Source organism: Absiella sp. AM29-15, from assembly GCF_003434225.1.
In the GTDB taxonomy this organism is placed as follows: Bacteria; Bacillota_I; Bacilli_A; order Erysipelotrichales; family Erysipelotrichaceae; genus Hoskinsella; species Hoskinsella hominis.
On the sequence record NZ_QVFL01000026.1, the window covers coordinates 20,980 to 42,367 of the forward strand.

General features: G+C 35.2%; 25 protein-coding genes and 2 riboswitches. Of the genes, 13 read left to right on the forward strand and 12 right to left on the reverse strand.

From position 1 onward, the window contains the following. Positions 1-25 precede the first annotated feature (25 nt). Complete coding sequence (locus DW761_RS19735) at positions 26-1,225, reverse strand: aspartate kinase (RefSeq protein WP_117454915.1); 1,200 nt, start codon at positions 1,223-1,225, stop codon at positions 26-28. Continuing rightward, a complete protein-coding gene (gene lysA, locus DW761_RS19740) occupies positions 1,222-2,508 on the reverse strand; it encodes a diaminopimelate decarboxylase (RefSeq protein WP_117519114.1) in 1,287 nt (428 codons plus the stop codon). Before lysA ends, DW761_RS19735 begins: the two co-directional genes overlap by 4 nt. 68 nt (positions 2,509-2,576) lie before the next feature. Beyond that, a riboswitch (Lysine riboswitch) is annotated at positions 2,577-2,743 on the reverse strand. A gap of 379 nt (positions 2,744-3,122) precedes the next feature. Here lysA and DW761_RS19745 point away from each other — a divergent pair. The 5 genes from DW761_RS19745 (at position 3,123) to DW761_RS19765 (ending at position 6,164) form a co-directional block, all read left to right on the forward strand. Continuing rightward, entirely contained in the window at positions 3,123-3,809 is a 687-nt protein-coding gene (locus tag DW761_RS19745; RefSeq protein ID WP_117454913.1) for a LytR/AlgR family response regulator transcription factor, read from the forward strand. Between the two features lie 436 nt (positions 3,810-4,245). Further along, on the forward strand, positions 4,246-5,085 hold the full coding sequence (locus tag DW761_RS19750) for a sensor histidine kinase (RefSeq protein ID WP_158553855.1): 840 nt from the start codon (positions 4,246-4,248) through the stop codon (positions 5,083-5,085). A gap of 99 nt (positions 5,086-5,184) precedes the next feature. Next, entirely contained in the window at positions 5,185-5,304 is a 120-nt protein-coding gene (locus DW761_RS19755) for an AgrD family cyclic lactone autoinducer peptide (protein WP_117519116.1), read from the forward strand. Continuing rightward, on the forward strand, positions 5,294-5,830 hold the full coding sequence (locus tag DW761_RS21870) for an accessory gene regulator B family protein (protein WP_117519117.1): 537 nt from the start codon (positions 5,294-5,296) through the stop codon (positions 5,828-5,830). The genes DW761_RS19755 and DW761_RS21870 overlap by 11 nt, the downstream gene beginning before the upstream one ends. Before the next feature lie 130 nt (positions 5,831-5,960). Next, positions 5,961-6,164: a hypothetical protein gene (locus tag DW761_RS19765; RefSeq protein WP_117454909.1), complete on the forward strand. Its 204-nt coding sequence runs from the start codon at positions 5,961-5,963 to the stop codon at positions 6,162-6,164. A 24-nt stretch (positions 6,165-6,188) separates the two neighbouring features. On the opposite strand, the gene DW761_RS21095 is transcribed toward DW761_RS19765, so the two are convergent. Together DW761_RS21095 and DW761_RS21100 are read right to left on the reverse strand one after the other, a co-directional pair. After that, positions 6,189-6,329, reverse strand: a complete 141-nt coding sequence (locus DW761_RS21095) for a hypothetical protein (protein ID WP_158552319.1) — start codon at positions 6,327-6,329, stop codon at positions 6,189-6,191. Between the two features lie 183 nt (positions 6,330-6,512). Then, entirely contained in the window at positions 6,513-6,650 is a 138-nt protein-coding gene (locus DW761_RS21100) for a hypothetical protein (protein WP_158552318.1), read from the reverse strand. 282 nt (positions 6,651-6,932) lie between these two features. Between DW761_RS21100 and DW761_RS19770 the strand changes: the two genes are divergently transcribed. The 5 genes from DW761_RS19770 to DW761_RS19790 all read left to right on the forward strand — a co-directional run bounded on the left by DW761_RS19770 (position 6,933) and on the right by DW761_RS19790 (position 13,805). After that, on the forward strand, positions 6,933-8,354 hold the full coding sequence (locus DW761_RS19770; protein ID WP_117454908.1) for an APC family permease: 1,422 nt from the start codon (positions 6,933-6,935) through the stop codon (positions 8,352-8,354). Positions 8,355-8,453: 99 nt separating this feature from the next. Further along, complete coding sequence (locus DW761_RS19775) at positions 8,454-9,773, forward strand: M18 family aminopeptidase (protein WP_117454907.1); 1,320 nt, start codon at positions 8,454-8,456, stop codon at positions 9,771-9,773. Between the two features lie 2 nt (positions 9,774-9,775). Further along, on the forward strand, positions 9,776-10,417 hold the full coding sequence (locus DW761_RS19780; RefSeq protein WP_117519118.1) for a transporter: 642 nt from the start codon (positions 9,776-9,778) through the stop codon (positions 10,415-10,417). 253 nt (positions 10,418-10,670) lie between these two features. After that, positions 10,671-11,726: a helix-turn-helix transcriptional regulator gene (locus DW761_RS19785; RefSeq protein WP_233509518.1), complete on the forward strand. Its 1,056-nt coding sequence runs from the start codon at positions 10,671-10,673 to the stop codon at positions 11,724-11,726. A gap of 132 nt (positions 11,727-11,858) precedes the next feature. Next, positions 11,859-13,805, forward strand: coding sequence for an FAD-dependent oxidoreductase (locus DW761_RS19790; RefSeq protein ID WP_117519120.1), 1,947 nt, complete (start codon positions 11,859-11,861; stop codon positions 13,803-13,805). An 82-nt stretch (positions 13,806-13,887) separates the two neighbouring features. On the opposite strand, the gene DW761_RS19795 is transcribed toward DW761_RS19790, so the two are convergent. The 3 genes from DW761_RS19795 to DW761_RS19805 form a co-directional block, all read right to left on the reverse strand. After that, positions 13,888-14,328, reverse strand: a complete 441-nt coding sequence (locus DW761_RS19795; protein WP_117519121.1) for a hypothetical protein — start codon at positions 14,326-14,328, stop codon at positions 13,888-13,890. A gap of 135 nt (positions 14,329-14,463) precedes the next feature. Beyond that, entirely contained in the window at positions 14,464-15,231 is a 768-nt protein-coding gene (locus tag DW761_RS19800; RefSeq protein WP_117519122.1) for a sulfite exporter TauE/SafE family protein, read from the reverse strand. 15 nt (positions 15,232-15,246) lie between these two features. Continuing rightward, positions 15,247-15,675 carry a MarR family winged helix-turn-helix transcriptional regulator gene (locus DW761_RS19805; protein ID WP_117519123.1) on the reverse strand — a complete coding sequence of 143 codons (429 nt, stop codon included), beginning with the start codon at positions 15,673-15,675 and terminating at the stop codon, positions 15,247-15,249. A 112-nt stretch (positions 15,676-15,787) separates the two neighbouring features. On the opposite strand from DW761_RS19805, the gene DW761_RS19810 reads away from it, so the two are divergent. The 3 genes from DW761_RS19810 to DW761_RS19820 are packed head-to-tail and all read left to right on the forward strand — an operon-like array spanning position 15,788 to position 18,588. Beyond that, a complete protein-coding gene (locus tag DW761_RS19810) occupies positions 15,788-16,447 on the forward strand; it encodes a uracil-DNA glycosylase (RefSeq protein WP_117519124.1) in 660 nt (219 codons plus the stop codon). Further along, positions 16,444-17,679 (forward strand): bifunctional folylpolyglutamate synthase/dihydrofolate synthase, encoded by a 1,236-nt coding sequence (locus DW761_RS19815; protein WP_233512071.1) that lies wholly within the window; start codon positions 16,444-16,446, stop codon positions 17,677-17,679. Before DW761_RS19810 ends, DW761_RS19815 begins: the two co-directional genes overlap by 4 nt. Positions 17,680-17,697: 18 nt before the next feature. Beyond that, complete coding sequence (locus DW761_RS19820; protein ID WP_117519125.1) at positions 17,698-18,588, forward strand: carbohydrate kinase family protein; 891 nt, start codon at positions 17,698-17,700, stop codon at positions 18,586-18,588. Positions 18,589-18,596: 8 nt separating this feature from the next. On the opposite strand, the gene DW761_RS21105 is transcribed toward DW761_RS19820, so the two are convergent. The 5 genes from DW761_RS21105 to DW761_RS19840 all read right to left on the reverse strand — a co-directional run bounded on the left by DW761_RS21105 (position 18,597) and on the right by DW761_RS19840 (position 21,309). After that, on the reverse strand, positions 18,597-18,773 hold the full coding sequence (locus DW761_RS21105) for a hypothetical protein (RefSeq protein WP_233513138.1): 177 nt from the start codon (positions 18,771-18,773) through the stop codon (positions 18,597-18,599). 48 nt (positions 18,774-18,821) lie between these two features. Next, positions 18,822-19,370: a folate family ECF transporter S component gene (locus tag DW761_RS19825; protein ID WP_117454898.1), complete on the reverse strand. Its 549-nt coding sequence runs from the start codon at positions 19,368-19,370 to the stop codon at positions 18,822-18,824. A gap of 59 nt (positions 19,371-19,429) precedes the next feature. Next, a riboswitch (THF riboswitch) is annotated at positions 19,430-19,526 on the reverse strand. A gap of 70 nt (positions 19,527-19,596) precedes the next feature. After that, the gene (locus DW761_RS19830; RefSeq protein WP_117519126.1) at positions 19,597-19,959 is read right to left on the reverse strand and encodes an iron chaperone; all 363 of its coding nucleotides are present in this window, start codon (positions 19,957-19,959) and stop codon (positions 19,597-19,599) included. Between the two features lie 46 nt (positions 19,960-20,005). Further along, the gene (locus DW761_RS19835; protein WP_117519127.1) at positions 20,006-20,893 is read right to left on the reverse strand and encodes a fructose bisphosphate aldolase; all 888 of its coding nucleotides are present in this window, start codon (positions 20,891-20,893) and stop codon (positions 20,006-20,008) included. 89 nt (positions 20,894-20,982) lie between these two features. Continuing rightward, the gene (locus DW761_RS19840) at positions 20,983-21,309 is read right to left on the reverse strand and encodes a hypothetical protein (RefSeq protein WP_117519128.1); all 327 of its coding nucleotides are present in this window, start codon (positions 21,307-21,309) and stop codon (positions 20,983-20,985) included. Positions 21,310-21,388: the final 79 nt, after the last annotated feature.

Here is a 21,388-nt window from a genome sequence, read left to right on the forward strand (position 1 = left end):
CAGTTATACTGTTTTATAGCCTTTCTTATAAATCAAATGCTTCGCCAAGTACCTGTATGGCTTTTTGTTTATCTTTTTCCTCGATTGTTAAAGAAATAGAAATCTCACTGGATGTGATCATATAATAACGAATACCATGAGCACTTAATGTATTTAATACCTTTGCGGCAATACCACTATGTGTAGAAATACCCACACCAACTACAGACAGCTTCACAAAACCTAATAAACGGCTGATTGGATATTTTGAATGTAACTCATCCAGATGCTCTAAAATCGTATCGGATTGCTGCTTATTACAATAGAAAGAGAAATTTACCTTTCCATCATGTGTCAGCTGCTGGGAAATTGTGTCTAGATTGATATCTAATTTCGCAATCATCGCAAATAATTCCCCAAGGAATTTTCCATCATTAGGAAGCTCATTCACACGCATGATGGCATAGTCGTCTTTGATACTGATACCGGTAATCGGCATATCTTCTAAATTCTTTATTGTTTCCATAATATATGTCCCCTTGCGTTTATCTTTCTCTAAGGCCTTGCCTAAAAATAATTTCACATGATACTTACTGGCTAATTCCACACTTCTTGTTTCCAGTACACCAGAGCCAAGACAGGCCATCTGCATCATTTCGTTATAAGTGATCTCTTTTAAACGTTTTGCATGTGGATATAAACGTGGATCAATCGTATATACACCATTTACATCTGTATATATATGACATTCCCAGCCAAGTTTAGCAGCTAGTGCCACAGCGGTTGTATCACTTCCACCTCTTCCAAGGGTTGTGATTTCACCATTTTCTGTCGCACCCTGAAAACCTGCCACGACAACGACTTTTCCGTCGTCCAGATGTTTCTTTAAATTAGTGATGTCAATATCTTTGATGCGTGCATGGGCATGATGATGACTGGTAATAAATCCACACTGATATCCAGTTAAAGAGATTGCAGGGATACCTAGAGCATCAATTGCCATCGCAAGTAAGGTAATGGTTCTTTGTTCACCTGTACTTAATAAAGAATCCAATTCTCTTTGATTTACCTTATCACTGATTGCTTTTGTCATTTCAATCAGTTTATTTGTAGTTTTCCCCATTGCGCTGGCAACGATCACAATATTGTGACCGGCTTCTTTCATTTCCTTGACATGCTGAGCAATCGCAAGGATCTGATCAATCGTACCAACACTTGTTCCTCCATACTTCTCAACTACATTCATACATTCACAACCTCATCACAATCCATTGCGTTCATATCCTGATAGCTTTCACGTTTTACTACGACACGTACCACACCATCTTTTACAAAGACAACGGCAGGTTTACCAAGCTTGTTGTAGTTGCTGGCCATGCTGTAGCCATAAGCTCCGGTTGTATAAATAATCAATAAATCATTCTGTTTTGCTTCTGGCAGCATCACATCCTCTACCAGTATATCTCCAGATTCACAACACTTGCCGGCCACCGTCACTTTTTCAGTTTTTTCTTCATTCATACGATTTGCGATATCACAGGCATATTCTGCCTGATATAAAGCAGGACGGATATTATCGCTCATGCCACCATCCACAAACAGATATTTTTTGTTTTCTGTCTGTTTCTGATAACCGATACGATATAATGTAGAACCAGCTTCTGCCACAATACTTCTGCCTGGTTCAATCATCACCTTATGGAATGATAAACCACAAGCTTCTTTCTGCGCCTTGCAGGTATCTAAAATCGTCTTACAAACATCCTGTAAAGGAATTGGATGGTCAGCCTGCGTATAATATGCCGCAAATCCACCACCAAGATTTAAAGACGAACAAGTGATGCCAAATCGTTCCTGCATGATTTTCATGAATTCACAAAGCTTGCCGATTTCCGCAACATACGCTTCCTTATCAAATATCTGAGAACCGATATGAGAATGGAAGCCTTCAAAAGTAATATTAGGAATACTTGTTAATTTATGAATCATATCCGCAATTTCCTGTTCACGCAAGATAGAAATACCAAACTTGCTGTCCACATGTGCTGTCACAATATATTTATGGGTATGTGCTTCTACACCCGGATTTACACGCAACATTGTCTTTATAGAAGTACCTGCGTTTTTCATAATAGAAACTAATGCATCGCACTCCATATCATTATCAATGATAATCGTACCTACACCATATTTAACTGCCATTTCCAGTTCTTCATATGATTTATTATTTCCGTGGAAATAAACACGTTCCATTGGAAATCCTGCCTGATATGCAGTAAACAGTTCACCACCGCTCACAACATCTAGACTTAAGCCATATGTCTTCACAAGCTCAACCATTGCTTTACAGCTAAATGCTTTACTGGCATATAAAACTTCTGTATCGAAATCCTTAGACTGAAACAGTTCATGATACATACTTAATTGCTGGCGTATTTTGTTTTCGTCGTATACATATAGGGGAGTTTTGCAGGTAGCCGCCAGCTGTTCTACAGATACTCCAGAAATTTCTAACACATTTTTGTTCATATCATTTACCTCTCACAATAAAAAATGCCAGTAGATTCGCTCTTACTGACATGGTGTTTATCTCCTGACAATAAGATAGCACATCTACGTATTCGCAGACAGTCCAATGGATATTCTCCATCAGCCCACCATTTCCTTATGCCTAAGAAAACAGTTCGGCAGATTTGCTGTTAACATACATCAATCGCTCGCCAGCTCTGTACGTTATAGTCGCATCCGCGCCTCTATCAAATTTGTTAGTATCATACCACTAACGCACGTAAATTACAACACTTTGGCGTGATAAATAGAAAATATTTCCAATATTGTAAAAATTTACAATTTGATCTGCGTTATCTACATCATATCATAGTTTTCTCTAACATCGTTTGAATATTCCAAAATATTAAACATATGATATATAATTTCCTGTTAAGACCATTTTTTACCACTTATAAGAGTAAATGCTGATATTTTATGCATAATTTGGTATGATAAATAACTAGGAAATACATAAAAGTCACAAGTTATCTCTTATAAGAGAATTATTTCTTAAAACTGATGTATTTAAGGGAGAAAAAAAATAGTACAATAAATAAGGACAATGTTTCTACAACAAAAGGGAGATATAAAAAATGAGTAAAATTGCAATTATCGATGATGACGAATTATTCTCAGGTTTACTAAAAAACAAAATAGAAGAACTTTATCCTTCTTGGAAAGTTAACTGTTTTACGGATATGCCTGATGATTTTGATTTTGATGGCTGCCTGCTGGATATCGAATTGAAGGGCGTTCATGAGGGATTTGAAATCGCAAATAAACTAAAACAAAAAGATTTAGGATTTCCAATTATCTTTATCAGCTCTCATGATGAACTGGTATGTGAAGGGTATAAATATAGTGCACTTCGTTTCATTAGGAAACAATACTATCAAAAAGAACTGCCAGAAGCATTAGAAGCACTATTCAAAATCTTGCGTATCAGACAGGCGTATGTTGATGTAAAAGAAGATCGTAATAATATTGAATGTAGAATTATGATCAATAATATACAATATATCTATTCAAGTGGAAGTTATCTTTACTTTCTAGATAAAGACAACTATCTGTTTAGAAAACGGGATTCTATGAAAAACTTCTTAGAAGAACATCCAACAAATTTAGTGAAATGCAGCAGTGGAGAATTGATCAATCCGATTTATATCAAAAATGTAGACAGCAAACGCTTAGAAATCACATTAAAATCCGGAAGAATTGTGAAATTCAATAAGCGTAATATAGGTCCGATCATCCGTACCTTTACATTAGCAAGACGCTAGATTAGAACAGGGATTATTTATGTTATTGCTTAGTATTTGCATGTCTTTGTTGGAGAACTATTTAACACTTAGCTTTCCAGCCATCTTTGTGAAAGAAAAGTATCCCTGGCTGAAGTGGGTGTTTATGGGGATTTTGACATTGACATCTTTTTATCTTGATACATTGAATTATCCTTTTCTTATGTTAATACCTTTAATCATTATTATTTCATATTGCCTTTTTAACTTTGATGAAGATAAGGGCCTTTGCATTTTCTATATAATTTTCGCTTTTACTATATTGTCATTATTAGATATGTTTTGTATTTTTATTGAAACGCTTTTTATAAAGCATATTGGACAAATAGATTATAATGATGAATTTGTATATCAAATTTGTTTTATGATGAATAAAATAGTACTAGTCTTGATTTTCGTCTTCTTTAGAAGGCATAAAATGGATTTTAAAGATTATAATATTAAAAAAAGACAAATGGTTATGTTTTCAATAACTGAAACAATCATGTATTTTCTTATGGCTATAGTTTTATCTTTGTTTATTAAAGGTGATATCAATTATACATTATCTACTTGTATAATAATATTTATGGCTATTATGTTTTTACTGTTTTTTTATCAATATATTGAATTAATAGGGGCCAATAAAAAATTATTAGACGAAGAAATAAAGCATGCTGCTCTTGAATTCAATAAAACATATTATGAAGATTTTCAAAAAAGTTATGATATGAACAAAGCGTTGTCACACGATTTAAAAAACCATATCACATTAATTTATACTATGTTACAAGAAAATCAAGTAAATAATGCTATGAAATATATACAAGATATTTATCATAAAATTGGTACATTTAAAGCTGTTAAAACTGATCGTGAAATACTTAATTATATTATAGATTCTAAATTATTTAATACAAAAGGATTAAATATACGGTATGTTATTGATATAAATGATAATTTAGATTTTATGGATAATATTGATTTATGCATCTTATTAGGAAATTTATTGGATAATTGTATTGAGGCTGTAGAAAAAGTGAATAATCGTTTTATTGAATTGATTATTGATAAGAATAAAGATGTTGTCTTTATAAACCTTAGAAATACATTTGATTCAAGTCGATTAAAATATGAGAATGGAGAGTATATCACTAATAAATCAGATGGTAAAAATCATGGTATAGGAATGAAAAATATAGAAAGCATTATTAATAAATATAATGGCAATATAGTAATTGATATTGATGAATATTTTAATACATATATTTATTTTTAAACAATGAATTCGCTTTGTCCCTATCACCACAAAATATCCCTTGCAACTTGAAGTTCACATACTATAGGAATATATTAAAGAAAAAGGAGGATTTAGAAAATGAAAAACATGATTAAAAAGGTAGTTGTAAAGACTGCATCCGTAGCTTCTTCAAATGTGACTTGGTTAGGACATTATGAGCCTAAAAAACCAAAAAGTTTAGAGAAACATGGTAAATAGGCTATTAAGAAAGTTTACCAATTACATTTGTGAGTCTTCCGATGAAGACGAAAAAGAAGTTTTCCTTTATGGATTGGAAGCAATTGTTTCAACAACAGAATGTTTAGGATTATCCTTCCTGATTTGTTGCCTATTACATGAGGCATACTTTGGATTTTTCTATATTCTATTATTATCAGTTATTAAGATAAGATTAACGAGCTTCCATTGTACAACCAGATTTCGCTGTAGCATGTGTTACCTATTTACTGTTTTACTAAATTTATGGTATTTTAAGTATATAGGTTATGCATCATTAACCATAATGCTAATGATGATTGCATTGATATTATGCTTGAGAAAGGAAGAAATAACAAAGAAATTGTTATTCTTCTATACCGTATATATAGCCATTTTTATCATATTTCGGGCTAATCTTGGTGTTATCATCTTTCAGGTATTCAGCTCACAGCTTGGTTTGATACTGTTAAAGGATTTTCAATTAAGGGGTTCTAGTAGTACACATGAAATGATTTCAGAAAACTAAATTTCTTATGACAAATCATTCCTATTTCTAAAACGTATTTGAAATTATTTGCATGGATACAAATGAATTCTAAAATAAAGGGGTTGCTGGTGGCAATCCCTTTGCCTATATTTAGGATAAGGAGAAAATTATGGAAAAGAGAGATTTCTATTTTGGACTAGGATTTCTAACGTTTGTCATGGAATTGTCATTAAAATCATTTGTTCCGTATGGTGGAAATGATGATAAATTGTTTAAAATTTGTATGATTGTGTCAGTAGCTATGATGCTTTATAAAATTGTGCCATCTATTTTTGAATACATTGAACATGCAAAAAAGATGAAAAAAGATTAAAAAAAAGGTCAGTGACCTTTTCCTTTACATCAGATAAATTAACAACAGGATGCCAAGAACTGCTGTTAATATCAATACGTTTTTAAAGCTTAATAGTTTATCAAAGAATTCTTCATTTCCCTCATCATCGTCGAAAATCGGCTGATGCAGATTCTTTTCATCCATTTGTTTCACCCCTTTAAGACGTTTCTTCCTTTCTGGACTTGAGTATTATAGCATAAAAGCGAATCACAGTCGCAGATTTTTATAGAATCGTAAGAAAAAAATTAAAATATTAATCCTATCGTAATGGTAATAGACAGTAAAGAAATGTGATCAAAGGATACACATTTCTTTTTGATGTATAAACTACATGAATAAATAGAAGGAAACAATCCATAATAAGACGATTCCTGCGACAATGATTATGCCTTTGACACTAAAGATATTCTCACTAATGGTTTCTTTTGGATCAATGACTGTGCTGGTTCCGTTTTTCTGTTTCATTAAGCATCACCCTGTCTTTCTCTGTAGTGCGATGGGTATACCCCTTGTATATGTTATATTATATCATGTATGCTTTTTTTAATGGTATATCTTACCAATTTGTAATACAGAATTAAGATTTTTTAAGATTTTTTTTACCTGTATATGGAAAGTTTTGCATAATTATAGACATAATTGGCACTTTGTAGCATTATCTATAAATAAATAACGTTAAATGAATAGCAATAATTAGCTAAAAATGGTATGATTGCCCCGTACGTTTTAAAATATAGGAGGTTTAAAATGGAAAGTTCAAAAAAGATCGTCTGGTATAACCTTGCGTTTATGGCGTTCTCAACTGTTTGGGGTTTCGGTAACGTATTAAATGGTTACATGTACTTCAACGGTGTACAGGTTATATTCAGCTGGGTTCTGATGTTCGCTCTATATTTCGTGCCTTATGCACTTATGGTAGGTGAGCTGGGATCCGCATTTAAAAATTCTGGTGGTGGAGTGAGTTCTTGGATTCACGAAACAATCAGTCCAAAGTTTGCATATTATGCAGGGTGGACATATTGGGCATGTCACGTTACATATATTGCAAGTAAAGGTAGTGGTGGGTTAAAAGCATTAAGCTGGATGGTATTCCAGAATAGTGAAACTTACGCTAGCTTTGACACTCGTTTGGTTCAGTTGGCAACATTGGGCGTGTTCCTTCTGTTCTGTTGGATTGCAAGTAAAGGATTAAATCCATTGAAGAAACTTGCGACACTTGCTGGTACATCTATGTTTGTAATGTCAATTCTTTACATTATTATGATGTTTGCAGCACCTGCAATTAATCCGGGTGGCGGATATCTGCATGCTGATTTCAGCTGGAGTAATCTGATTCCTCAGTTTGATACGAAGTATTTTACATCTTTATCCATCCTGGTATTTGCAGTTGGTGGATGTGAAAAGATTTCACCTTATGTTAATAAGGTAGAAAATCCTTCTAAAGGATTCCCTAAAGGTATGATTGCACTTGCAATCATGGTTATGGTTTGTGCTATCCTTGGTACAGTAGCGATGGGTATGATGTTTGATCCAGCGGATATCGCAAACAACTTTGATGCTTACAATGCGAATGGTTCCTATTGGGCATTCCAGAAGTTAGGTGAATATTATGGTATGGGCAATATCTTAATGATCATCTATGCTGCATGTAATGCAATTGGACAGTTCTCAACTCTTGTTATTAGTATTGACGCTCCACTTCGTATGTTGTTAGACAATGAAGATGCTAGACAGTTTATTCCTACAAAATTATTGAAACAGAATAAATATGGAGCTTATGTAAACGGTATTTGGATGGTAGTTATTTTATCAGGTTCTATTATTCTGATTCAGGCTTTGGTACCTAGTGCGGATACAGTACTTCGTCAGTTGACACAGTTAAACTCTGTCACTATGCCAATGCGTTATTTATGGGTATTCTTAGCTTACATTATGTTGCGTAAGAAGATTAAGAAATTTAATCCAGAGTATAAGTTTGTGAAGAACCAGAAAGTTGCTTATTTCTTTGGATTCTGGTGCTTCTTCGTTACAGCATTCTGTTGTATTCTTGGAATGTACAAAGAAGGCGACTTATTTACAACATTGTTGAACGTTATTACACCAATCGTATTGACTGCATTGGGGTTGATTCTGCCAATGATCAAAAAACGCGAAAAAACAAATGCTTAAAACAAAAAAGGCAAGATAGCGATATCTTGTCTTTCACTATATAATCATGAACTTTTGTGTTATACTAAAACAGGAAAAAATCTATCAGGAGGTAAAATCATGTATAAAGATACAGCAAAAGAATTATTAACATTTATTCAGAAAAGCCCTAGCTGTTTTCATGCTGTAGACAGTATGAAAGCGATGTTGAAGGAAGCTGGATATGAAGAATTAAGAGAATGTGAAAATTGGAAATTAGAAAAAGGTGGAAAGTATTTTACCACAAGAAATGGTTCATCATTAATTGCTTTCCAGATTGGTAATACATTAGATGATTATCACTATCAGGTAACATCATCTCACAGTGATTCTCCAACTTTTAAAGTAAAAGAAGTTGCGGAATTAAAAGGAAAAGGTGGATACTTACAGTTAAATACAGAAGGCTATGGCGGTATGCTTTGTGCAACATGGATGGATCGACCATTGTCATTAGCTGGACGTGTACTTGTGAAAGAAGGAAACAGTTTCGTAAGCAAGCTGTTATCTTTTGATAAAGATTTGGTATTGATTCCAAATGTCGCAATTCATATGAATCGTGAAGTAAACAGTGGAATGAAATACAATAATCAGGTAGATATGCTGCCGTTATTCTCTGCTGGAGAATGTGGAGAAGGTGATTATTATGCATTGATTGCAGAAGCATTAGGCACAAGCAAAGAAAATATTTTCGGTACTGATTTATATTTATATAATCGTATGGCACCTAGCATCTGGGGCGCAAAAGAAGAATTTATTTCTTCACCGAAACTGGATGATTTACAATGTGCATTTACATCATTAAAGGCAATGATCAATAGTAAGAATGATCATGCGGTAAATGTATTTGCTTGTTTCGATAATGAAGAAGTTGGTTCAGGTACTAAACAGGGGGCATGTTCAACATTCTTGTTTGATGTATTGCAAAGAATCAACGATAATTTAGGTTTTGCGAAGGAAGATTACTATCGTGCAGTTGCGAAGAGTTTTATGGTGTCTTGTGATAATGCACATGCTGTACATCCTAACCATCCTGAAAAAACAGACGCAGAAAACTGTACTTACATGAATAAGGGAATCGTCATCAAATATAGCGCAAACCAGAAATATACAACAGATGCAATCAGCTCTGCAGTATTTAGTGGCATTTGTGAAAAAGCAGGTGTACCTGTACAACATTTCGCAAACAGAAGTGATGCAGCAGGTGGCAGTACACTTGGAAATTTATCAAGTCAAAAAGTATCTATGCATACAGTGGATATCGGACTTGCACAGCTTGCTATGCATTCTTCATATGAAACAGCTGGAATCAAAGATTCTCAATATATGATTGATGCTTTGACATGCTTCTATGATACAAATCTTCACATCACAGATAGTGAATGTATTGAGGTACAAGACTAATAATGGCAAAGAAAAAAAAGAAAATACATGTAGATAATCTGCATTTAATGAAAAAACTGGATGAAGAATATCTTGCAGGATTTAATCGTGTCTATGATAGTTTGATGAAATCCAAGAAAAGTGATACAGATATCAATATCATCGCAAACATTGCTTTGGAAGATTGTTTAAAAGGTATGCAAGATGGTAAAAAAGTGACCATGGTTATTCCAAAGGATGTAAAGGATTATATCCAAAAGAATTCCAAAGGTCATGCGTATAAAGAAATGAAAAAGAAGATTCGTGATCAAGATTGGGAAAAGTTTCAGATCAGTAGTATCTGGTATGTATTCGCAACCTGTATTGTATTGTTCTTCTTTAAGAATTTATTAATGCAGAAGTTTTTGGTAAATTACATTGTAGATGTGATAGTAGGATGTATCGCTGGTGGTATTTCCTTCCAGAACTTCATGATACGTAGAAGAATTATTAAGCGTTATGATTTTGACAGTTTCTTTATGCAGATGGATGTTTCATCATTGGCTGCTTGTATCGTTGTGAAGATTGTTTCACCGGGCAATTTTGATATCACTTATTTGATTTTGGTAATTGCATTCTTTATGACAAAGAAAAAAATCAAACCGTTGTTTGAAGAAGTAATTTAAGAGCAAGGATCGTAGTATTGACTTTAGATGGATGCTAAATTATCCATGAAGTATATCGGAGAACCATAGCCTCAGTTGGAAGGAAACAGAGATGAAATTGAATCTCTGTTTTTTTTGTATATAAACTATATCATTGAAAACTCAATGATTATTGTTTGATGCTTTGGGAAGTAAAAGCTTTTTTTGTGCGCTTAGAATCAAAATAATATGATATACTTCTTCTAGTAGGATTGGAAGTGATATTGTGCAGAATATGAATTACTATTATGACTTTTCAGGGCAGAAGTTTAATTACCCTTTAAGTCTTAGTATTAATAGTTTTGATCGACAGGTGTTTTCACGACAAAGCAGTTTAGAGATATCCTATGTATTAAAGGGAGAATATGAAGCATTGTCTGATCATTTTACTAGAATCATCAAAGAACATGAGCTTGTGATGATTGCCCCGGATGATATTCATATGATAAGAAAAATAGGTGAAGGGGAACATGTAATCTTAACGATTCATGTAGACTTCTCAAGGTTTTCTGAAGCAATGGTACCAATAGTGAAGGATGCTTTTCAATCCATGATCTGTACAGATGTTGAGAACGCAAAAGTTTATGGAAAGTTAAGACACATGATTGCGCAATTAATTGTTCATTTGATGGAAGAACAGAATAATTTGTTTGAATTAAATGCGATTATGATGGAGCTTGTCAATGTGGCCGCAAATCGTAAATATCCTGTGGAAAACCTACCCTTTCAGTCTACACATCATGAAAATTATATGAAGGCAATTCGTTATATTGATCAACATTATGAAGAAGATTTACACTTAGAAGATGTTGCAAATACCTTATCTTTTAGTGTATCTTATACATCACGTCTGTTTAAGAAATATACAGGCATACCATTTGTAAAGTATCTGGCTTATGTCAGAATACGTGCTTCATTAGAAGCTTTATTAGAGGGGAAAGACAGTATCGAAGAAATCGCAGCAGCATGTGGCATGCCAAATTCAAAATCCTATACGAGTGTGTTTAAAGAGATGTATGGGGTTGTGCCAAGTGTATATCGTAAACGTTTTAAACGCAATATGAAAGTTGGAAATGAATTACATGAACAGGAAATGGTATTTGATGATGCACTGAAAAAGCTGTTAGCCCATCTTTTGATGGAGATAAAAGAAGTGGTATATGAAGATGAGCAGGTCAAAATTATCAAGCAGCAAGGGGGAATTATATGTCAAATTAAAAATGCATCAGAATATCAAAGTGTGTTATCTACCCAACAGAATATGTTGGAAGTCGTCATAAAACGGAAATAATCAGTCAAATTTTGTTGTATTATAACTTGTGAAAAGTTGAATAATAGCAAATAATAACCTTTTTTATCAACCTATGATAACGATTACATTTTCTTGATATGTTACAATTAACACATGAAGGAGATGTAAACTATGAACAAATATCCACATTTATTTGAACCTATCCAAATCGGGGAAACGGTTGTGAAAAACCGTGTTTTTATGCCACCGATATCTACCAATCTAGCAAATAAAGGCTATATCACAGATGAATTGGTATCACATTATGCTGCCAGAGCAAAAGGTGGTGTAGGATTAATTATCACAGAAGTCACAACAGTTGAGCCAACCTATATCTATTTGCCAGGAGATATTTCTATCGCTGATGATTCTTATATTCCAGGCTGGAAAAAACTTGCGGATGCAGTACATACATATGGCGCTAAAATCATGCCACAATTATTTCATCCAGCTTATATGGCTTTTCCACTTCCAGGCACACCACAGTTGATTGCGCCTTCTACTGTAGGACCAAGTTATTTAAAACAAGCACCACGACCAGTTACGATTGAAGAATTGAAAGTCATTATCAAACAATTCGGTGAAGCAGCTGCCAGAGTCAAACAGGCTGGTGGCGATGGTGTAGAAATTCACGCTGCACATGCACATGGCTTATTAGGTGGCTTCTTATCACCTTTGTATAATAAACGAACAGATGAATATGGCGGAGATATCAATGGCCGTTTACGTTTAACGTTAGAAGTGATTGAAGAAGTAAGAAAAGTTTGTGGCACAGATTTCATCATTGATGTAAGAATATCAGGTGATGAATACAGTGATGGTGGATTAAACCTGAATGATGGTATTTATATTGCTAAACAGATAGAAAACGCTGGTGCTGATTTTATCCATGTATCTGGTGGTACAACGATCAAACGTGGAAGCTCTATTCCAGCACCTGGAACAAAACAGGGATCTCATGCATTGCTTGCGGAAGAAATCAAGAAGCATGTAAATATTCCTATCGCCAGTGTTGGGCGTATCACAGAACCTTGGATTGCGGATGAATTGATTGCCAATGGCAAAACTGATATCTGTATGATTGGTCGTGCCAACCTATGTGATCCAGAATTTGTGAATAAGGCAATGGAAGGAAATGAAATGGATATACGACCTTGTATTGGATGCCTTCGTTGTTTAAATGGTATCATGTTTGGAAAACGTGTTGCCTGCAGTATCAATCCATCCTTGGAGCTTGAAAATGAAGATACCATTACAGAAGCTAACCAGAAGAAAAATGTTTTGGTCATTGGTGGTGGACCTGCTGGTATGGAAGCTGCTTATGTTGCGAAAAAACGTGGACATCATGTGGTTCTATGTGAAGCTGAAAACGATTTAGGTGGACAGTTAAATATTGCGGCAGTACCAATCGCAAAACAAGACCTGACTAAAGTTACACAGTATATGCGTCGCAAACTTCAGCATGCAGGCGTGGAAATTCGTTTATCTACACCAGTCACAAAAGAAATGCTGGAAAATGAATTTGCTGGTTATGAAGTTATTGCAGGAACAGGCGCAAAACCAATCATCATCAATGCCTTTACTGGTTTTAAACAATGGATGAGTGCAGATGATATCCTTGCGGGTAAAGCAGTGCCAGGTCGTAAAGTTGTGATCATTGGTGGAGGCTCTGTTGGATGTGAAACAGCAGATTATCTTGCGCCACTTGTGAATGATCGCTTCCCAAGAAATAAAGCCATTACCATTTTAGAAATGGCAGATGAAATTATCATGAATGAAAGTGGTCCGGGAAGAAGCCTGTTGGTACAGCGTATGATGAGTAAAGGTGTAGAAGTTGTATGTAAAGCCAAGGTTACCAAAGTAGATGAAACAAATATTTGGTATGAAAAAGATGGCCAAGAGCATTGTATTAGCGATGCGGATACCCTTGTATTTGCGGCAGGATATCGAATTGATCCAGCAATGGAAAATATGTTGAAGGAAGCAGATACACACTATCATATCATTGGTGATGCAGAAAAAGTTGGTAATATCAAAGATGCAATCCATCGTGGTTATGAGATTGCAAAGGATATATAATATAAAATTAGCGGATAAAAAGATATCCGCTTTTTTGTGTTTTAAGGATAAAAAAAGACATCAACGTGTCTTTTTAAGATGATCAATTATGACGAGTGATTTCTGCATCTAAATCAAAGTAAACTGTTTCTTCTCTTTTAAAGTCAACCGTCTTTCCATCAAATGTGGTTGCTGTTCCATGGTATTTCAAAAGCAACTGTTTGTCCTGTTCTTCGATATCCAACTTAATATCAGAGGCTTTATATTCATCTTTTAAATTTGAACAGACAACTTCATGCGTCGAGTGTATCATAAAGAGTTTTAATTCTGCGGAAGCAGAAGAATCAATTCCATTTTTGCCAAAAAATGAGATATAAGGTGCTTCTATTTTTAAATTTCTACCTGCACTGCCTCCACCTACACTGATACAAATTTCTGGATGATCTGCACACCATATATAAAATACATGAATGCCACAAGCTAGTACTACTACAATAAGTGTAAGAATAAGATATTTTACTTTAATTTTGATGTAATGGTTCATGATGATTCTCCCTCATATATACGCTTTCTACCTATAGTGTACCTTTTGTGAAGCGATATGAAAAGACTTTTTGTATAAAATACAGATGAATTGTATAAGATACAAAAAAACATGGCAATTCGCCATGTCATTTTGTTATAGATAATTTACCGCAATGATACCTAATCCTAACACTGTTAAAACGATACCAGTTGCACGATTCAATGTAATAGGTTTGGCTTTATTCGCAAATAATGCCGCAATTCTTGCCCATAACAGTGTAGAAGCAATACAGAATACAAGTGCCCATACATCAGGCGCTCCACCAATCATAAAGTGAGAAACAGCTCCAGTTAATGCGGTAAATGTCATAATGAATACGCTGGTACCTACTGCTGTTTTTAATTCATAGCCAAGGACACTGGTTAAAATCAACAGCATCATCATACCACCGCCTGCGCCAATGAATCCACAGATAAATCCAATCAGGATGCCACATAAAACAGATTGTATAAACCGTTTCTTTGGATCAACATCGCCCATGGCTTCTTTGGTTGTCATAACTGGTCGTACAATAAATTTAATACCTAGCAACAATGTCATAAAGGTAGAGAAACCACCCATGGCATCATTTGGCACAAGGGAAGAAATATAACTTCCTACCATTGTGAAAATCAATACGGTAATCATCATCACGATACCATTTTTGATATCTAAATTTTTATTCTTTCCATATGTATAAGCAGAAACTGCACTGGCTAAGACATCCGATGCCAAAGCGATACCAACGGCTTCATAGGCAGGCATTCCTAGAAATGCAATGAGCATGGGAGAAATGACAGCCGCAGCACTCATTCCCGCAAAACCAGTACCTAAACCAGCGCCAATACCGGCGATAAAACAAATTACAAACTTAAATAACATATTCTTCCCTCTTTCTTATTTACCCGCATTCTGCATATTATGTTCAATCTTTTTAAACAGTTTTTGAAGTGTCATGACTTCTTCTTTTGTGAAATCTTTGATTAATACATGATAAAACTTCTTCTGTGCCTCTCGTCCCTCTTGTATGATTGCATTAGCATCAGGACATAAATGAAGATGAATTTTTTTCTTATCGCCTTCTAGTTTATCAGTGTAGATCAGGCCTTTTTCAATCAGATGTTGTACGGATGTGGAAACATGGGACTTCGCAATTCCACGACGATGAATGATATCGCTGGCAGTATCATAACCGGGATTATTGGCAAGAAACAACAGGATATCCAGTTCTTTTCGTTTGATATCATAAGCTTGTACAACAGTTTCCATATGCTGATCATACAAATGCTTGATTAAAGAGATATTAAAAAGAAATTCACTTTGCATAGGACACCTCCAATTTAGTTCTATTTAGAACAATCTAAAGTATAGACCTACTCTTTCAGGATGTCAATACATAAATGGTTATGATATAATAAACAGGCTAGGAGTTGATAGAATGAAATCATGGGATGAATTTTTTACACAGGAAGAAGCACAGCCGTATTATCAACAGTTGATGCAGTTTCTGGAAGAAGAATATAAGACAAAAACAATCTTCCCACCAAAGGAGGATTTATTTACCTGTTTCAAGGCATGTTCTTATGAAGATGTAAAAGTTGTAATGCTAGGACAAGATCCCTATCATGAAGTAGGGCAGGCCCATGGATTGTGCTTTTCAGTAAGAAAAGGTGTGAAGATACCACCAAGTTTACGAAATATGTATAAAGAATTAAAAACAGATTTGGATATCGATATGCCATCACATGGCTATTTGATTGATTGGGCGAAGCAGGGTGTGTTTATGATGAATGCGGTAATGAGTGTGGTGGAAGGAAAAGCTGGTTCCCATCAGAAAAAAGGCTGGGAAACATTTACAGACCATGCAATTCAGGCGTTGAACGAACATGAAAGTGGTATTGTGTTTTTATTGTGGGGAAACTGGGCACAGAAGAAAGCAGAACTGATTACCAATCCCCAGCATAAAATCATCACCTCTGCACATCCATCACCATTAAGCGCAAGTCGTGGTTTCTTTGGCAGCCGTCCTTTTTCAAAAACCAATGCGTATTTAAAAGAAATGGGCAGAACACCGATAGAATGGAAGATTGAAGAATGATGAAGTTTACATGTGCAGATGAGGTTGTAGCGCAAATTGAACAGCGTAAAAACAGAGGATATGGATTAGAACATTTTAAAAAATATATGGATACTCTGGGAAATCCACAGGGACAGTTAAAAACGATTCATATCGCAGGAACCAATGGAAAAGGATCTACCACCAACGATATCCGCAGTGTGCTGCAAGAAGCAGGATATACGGTTGGCAGTTTTACTTCCCCCTATATGATTACGCATTATGATCGTATCCGTATCAACGATGTATATATTGATGAACAGGAGTTTCTGGATATCAGCAATGCCCATTATGAAGAATGGATGAAATGGGATTTAAGCATGTTTGAGATTGACACATGTATTGCGATACTGTATTTTTTGAAACATCAGGTGGATTATTGTGTATTTGAAGTAGGTATGGGTGGTAGACTGGATTCAACCAATATCTTAAGACCAATGGTATCCATCATTACCAATATCGGCTTAGATCATATGGAGTTTCTGGGGGATACCAAAGAGAAAATCGCAAATGAAAAGGCGGGTATTATAAAATCTGGTATTGATTTGATTACTGGAGAACATGATGCAGGCTGTCTTGCGGTGTTTCAAAAACATGTGACAGATGCTGGAAGTGAAATGTTTATCACAGGGGATATTACTAATTTGAAGGAATATCCTGATGGTATCGTGTTTGATTATGGGAGCTACGCACAAGTACATTTACAAAGCCATGCGGCTTATCAAAGTAAAAATGCGGCATTATGTATAGAAGTGATTGATTATCTGAATCGTAAACAAAGGATATCTGTAAATGAAGCACAGCTTCGTTCAGGGTTAAAAAAGGCAAACTGGATCGGGCGTTTTGAAATCATACAGGAAAAACCATTATTGTTGTTGGATGGGGCACATAATGCACATGGTATCAAAGCACTTGTGGAAAGTCTGCAGGGGCATGAAAACATTCGTGTGATTTTTTCAGTATTGAAAGATAAAAACTTTGAAGAAATGCTGGATATACTAGAAACATTAACAAGCGATATCGTGGTAACTCCATTTTATAATGAACGTGCATTAGATGTACATGTGCTGGAAAAACGTGGACATATCCAATATGAAAAAGATTATCGATGTGCGATTAAAGATGCCATGGCACAGGGAAAAGATTGTGTTGTGACGGGTTCATTGTATTTTATTAGTGAAGTTAGAAATTACATATATAAAGAGCTTAAATAAGAAAAGGGAGAAATTGTTATGATTTTATGTATAGGACAGAGTGCATATGATATTACATATGTGATTCATGAAGATTTGATAGAAAATCAAAAGTATCGTATTTATGAAACGATGGAATGTGTAGGAGCACCTGCGACCAATGCTGCCAGTCTTTGTGCGAAATGGCAGGAGGATAGTGCGTTGATTTCCAGAGTAGGAAATGATCTTTATGGAGAAAAGATTTTACAGACATTAAGAGCACAGGGCGTGGATACTCGTTATATAAAGGAACTAGAAGATTTTAAAACACCTGTGTCCACGATTATCGCCCATGCGGAAAATGGCAGTCGTACAATTTTTAACTGTCCGGGTGAATTACATCCATGTGAATTTCAATATCCTTCTTCCTGTGATGTAATTTTATTAGATGGTCATGAAATGGAGGCAAGCTTAGAGGCATTGACACGTTTTCCTGATGCGATATCTGTACTTGATGCAGGCACATGTAAAGAGGAAACCCGCTTATTAGGCGCTATGGTAGATCATTTGGTTTGTTCACAGGATTTTGCCCGTCAATATAGTGGCATCACCATCGATAAAGAAAACCCACAAAGTGTTGTGGATACCTTTGTGAGCTTGAGAAAATTAAATAAGAAACAAATTGTTGTTACCCTTGGAGAAGATGGTTTATTATATGGAAAAGGGGATGAAATCATACATTTACCGGCATTTAAGGTAAAGGCTCTGGATACAACAGGTGCGGGAGATATCTTTCATGGGGCTTATGCATATGGTGTGATGAAGAAATGGGATATGGAAAAAATCTTAAAAGTTGCCAGTGCCACAGCAGCATTATCCACAGAAAAGCTGGGTGGCAATGTTGCAATTCCTGCTTTAGAAGATGTGGAAAAGATGATAAAAAAGGAATGAACGTGTTTTCATTCCTTTTCTTCATAATCGTCTAATACTTGATTTAATTCTGTTAATTGCTTTGTGCGCATCATTTCTTTCATTTCTTTTAGCTGACTCAATATTTGAATGAGATATACCAAAATGAAACATAGAACGATGAAAATCAATAATGGCAGCATCATTTCATCTCCTTTAATAAACATTTTCTAAGTATAGTATAGTTTGAAAAAATGATGACGTCAATGCTTTTTCTATTTCAGGTTTACCCGTTGTGCACCCTTTAACGCAAAATATAAAATAGCGACATCAACAGGGAACATCACAATGTTTTTGATTAAACGAATCATTGTGAATAAAGGGGATTGATACAGGATATTCAACCATAGGGAGGTTAAAATCAGGTTGATAAAGATGGTAATTACTGCACGTGCAATAATGACTCTTGGTAATGTGATTTTCTTTTTATAAAAGAAACATCCATAAATAAAGCCAGTTAAAAATTCATTAATGGCAAAGCCAGGAAAATAAGGACCATCTGGACGGATCATATACTTTAATGTATCTGCGATCACACCGGCAAAACCTGTCAACATTGGCCCATAAACCATACCGCTCACACCGGCAAATACACTGGAGAAGCCAATGCGAAGGGTTGGGGAAATCGGGATATACAAGGCACCAACGGAAACATTTAATGCTGTTAACATGGCACATCCACAAATGGATTTTACCTTTTTATTTTCCTTCATAGATTCTTTGATCAGACTGGGTACTGATAAACATTCATGTGCAAAGTTCATATAAAAATACCTCCTTTTCCATATTGCATATAGAAAAAGAGGTATTGATTTTCTATTGCAACAGCGGGATGCGAGATAAAAACCGCAAGGAAACCTTTTCGCCCACACGACAACTCCCCGTTCGTGGGTACTTAACGCTTTTATCTCTACTCTGCGTACAGTTGCATTATAGACGATTGTGTTTCATTTTACAATAGAAAATTTACAATTTTAGAAATGATAGCCATTACTTAGATTTCTTTCGATTCATCTGTACACAATACGTGACCATATCCTTGATAAGTGTTTCATCAATGTCAACATCTAAAGGTAGACGCGTTGTGTTTTTATGATTGGTTTTATATGGGGCTAATCGTTTTTCAAAGTGCTGTAAGGCTTCAGGATTTGTGTAAAATCCAATATATGTTTGATAGGCAGCAATCTGAAGAAGGTAGCCATGGTCATAAAAGGTAGGAACACCCCAAGCGATTTTTTCCTCTACATCAGGATCGCATTGTTTTATAATCTCTCTTAGTTTCTGTAGCTTTACTTGCACATGAGCAGGAAAGCTTTGTATATAGGTATGGACGTTTTGTTCGTTTTTTTTCATATGTTAGCTCCTTTAGAAAGGGTATCCGATTTGGATACCCCATAGACTATAAGATAGATGCTTCATAAATGGAAGTGATAGAAGTTTTTAATAATGCATTGAAATCCTCATCACTTTGATCAATGTGCAATCCTTGTGTTAATGCACGGGAGAAGCTTGCGATTAAGCCATGATTCTGTGCCAGTTTATCATTTGCTTCCTGACGGGTATAACCGCCGGATAAAGCCACAATACGTACAACATGAGGATCACTCATTAAGGCACGATAGAAATCTGGTGTATCTGGAATCGTTAATTTAAACATGATATGGATATTGTCATCCAGCATAGATAAATGATTGATGATTTCTTCCTTTAATAATACCTCGCATTCCTTTTTATCTGGTGCATGAATATCAACTTCTGGTTCTAGAATTGGGATAAAGCCAGCCAGAGCAATTTGATGAGCGATTGCGAACTGCTGCTCTACAATTTCTGCGATGCCTTGTGGATTGGCTTCCTTAATTACAGAACGCATCTTTGTGCCGAAGATATGACGTTGTTTTGCTTTGATCAATAACTCATCCAGATTGGTAATAGGTTTCATTAACTGTACACCATTTTCAAGTGGTGCCAGCCCTTTATCCACCTTTAAGATTGGCAGGATTCCTTTCACATTCCACAGATAATCTGCACTATATTCACCACAGATTTTACGATCCATCGTATTTTCAAATAAGATGGCTGCCAGAATGTGTTCGCTTGTAAATACAGGACTCGTAATGATGCGGGTACGCATTTCATGAATTAAATCAAACATTTCCTCATCGTTATGATATTGTGTTTCATCAATGCCATACAGACGTAATGCTTTTGGTGTGCTGCCTCCGCTTTGATCAAGAGCTGCGATAAAGCCAAGACCATGCTGCATGCGTTCTAACTGTTCTTTTAACATACCTCATACCTCCTTTACAATCGTATGAATATCTCTACCTGTATCTTAACACCGAAATTCACACATATCTATGATTGGAGAAAAAAAGTTTATTTTTTTATTTGACACATGGGAATGCTTGTCTGAAAATCCTGAATCAATTGATGCATGGACAACAGATCAAATAATGTTTCATCATCCAAATCCTTTTCATATTCATCTATGACATTGCAGACAGTGTCCGCAAGTGGATATGGTTCTCCACTTTGGGTACGGATAAAATGCAAATGCCAGTGATCATCTTGGGCACTTACATGGATGGATGCACAATCCTCTCCCATATCACCCCATATGGCTTTGCTAAATAAATCTGCACGATATATAAAATCAGTGGAAGAAAGCTTTTTTCTATATGTTGAAAGTTCTTGTAGTTTCATATGATTCTCCTTTATTATTCGGGTATTATTATATACAAAACAAACGAAAATAGAAATGAAAAGCCAACAATTTTGATGA

Coding starts and splice junctions, on each gene's coding strand:
- DW761_RS19735 (WP_117454915.1), bottom strand. CDS start 1,225: ATGAATGTAGTTGAGAAGTATGGAGGAACAAGTGTTGGTACGATTGAT.
- lysA (WP_117519114.1), bottom strand. CDS start 2,508: ATGAACAAAAATGTGTTAGAAATTTCTGGAGTATCTGTAGAACAGCTG.
- DW761_RS19745 (WP_117454913.1), top strand. CDS start 3,123: ATGAGTAAAATTGCAATTATCGATGATGACGAATTATTCTCAGGTTTA.
- DW761_RS19750 (WP_158553855.1), top strand. CDS start 4,246: ATGGATTTTAAAGATTATAATATTAAAAAAAGACAAATGGTTATGTTT.
- DW761_RS19755 (WP_117519116.1), top strand. CDS start 5,185: ATGAAAAACATGATTAAAAAGGTAGTTGTAAAGACTGCATCCGTAGCT.
- DW761_RS21870 (WP_117519117.1), top strand. CDS start 5,294: ATGGTAAATAGGCTATTAAGAAAGTTTACCAATTACATTTGTGAGTCT.
- DW761_RS19765 (WP_117454909.1), top strand. CDS start 5,961: ATGGAAAAGAGAGATTTCTATTTTGGACTAGGATTTCTAACGTTTGTC.
- DW761_RS21095 (WP_158552319.1), bottom strand. CDS start 6,329: ATGGATGAAAAGAATCTGCATCAGCCGATTTTCGACGATGATGAGGGA.
- DW761_RS21100 (WP_158552318.1), bottom strand. CDS start 6,650: ATGAAACAGAAAAACGGAACCAGCACAGTCATTGATCCAAAAGAAACC.
- DW761_RS19770 (WP_117454908.1), top strand. CDS start 6,933: ATGGAAAGTTCAAAAAAGATCGTCTGGTATAACCTTGCGTTTATGGCG.
- DW761_RS19775 (WP_117454907.1), top strand. CDS start 8,454: ATGTATAAAGATACAGCAAAAGAATTATTAACATTTATTCAGAAAAGC.
- DW761_RS19780 (WP_117519118.1), top strand. CDS start 9,776: ATGGCAAAGAAAAAAAAGAAAATACATGTAGATAATCTGCATTTAATG.
- DW761_RS19785 (WP_233509518.1), top strand. CDS start 10,671: ATGAATTACTATTATGACTTTTCAGGGCAGAAGTTTAATTACCCTTTA.
- DW761_RS19790 (WP_117519120.1), top strand. CDS start 11,859: ATGAACAAATATCCACATTTATTTGAACCTATCCAAATCGGGGAAACG.
- DW761_RS19795 (WP_117519121.1), bottom strand. CDS start 14,328: ATGAACCATTACATCAAAATTAAAGTAAAATATCTTATTCTTACACTT.
- DW761_RS19800 (WP_117519122.1), bottom strand. CDS start 15,231: ATGTTATTTAAGTTTGTAATTTGTTTTATCGCCGGTATTGGCGCTGGT.
- DW761_RS19805 (WP_117519123.1), bottom strand. CDS start 15,675: ATGCAAAGTGAATTTCTTTTTAATATCTCTTTAATCAAGCATTTGTAT.
- DW761_RS19810 (WP_117519124.1), top strand. CDS start 15,788: ATGAAATCATGGGATGAATTTTTTACACAGGAAGAAGCACAGCCGTAT.
- DW761_RS19815 (WP_233512071.1), top strand. CDS start 16,444: ATGATGAAGTTTACATGTGCAGATGAGGTTGTAGCGCAAATTGAACAG.
- DW761_RS19820 (WP_117519125.1), top strand. CDS start 17,698: ATGATTTTATGTATAGGACAGAGTGCATATGATATTACATATGTGATT.
- DW761_RS21105 (WP_233513138.1), bottom strand. CDS start 18,773: ATGTTTATTAAAGGAGATGAAATGATGCTGCCATTATTGATTTTCATC.
- DW761_RS19825 (WP_117454898.1), bottom strand. CDS start 19,370: ATGAACTTTGCACATGAATGTTTATCAGTACCCAGTCTGATCAAAGAA.
- DW761_RS19830 (WP_117519126.1), bottom strand. CDS start 19,959: ATGAAAAAAAACGAACAAAACGTCCATACCTATATACAAAGCTTTCCT.
- DW761_RS19835 (WP_117519127.1), bottom strand. CDS start 20,893: ATGTTAAAAGAACAGTTAGAACGCATGCAGCATGGTCTTGGCTTTATC.
- DW761_RS19840 (WP_117519128.1), bottom strand. CDS start 21,309: ATGAAACTACAAGAACTTTCAACATATAGAAAAAAGCTTTCTTCCACT.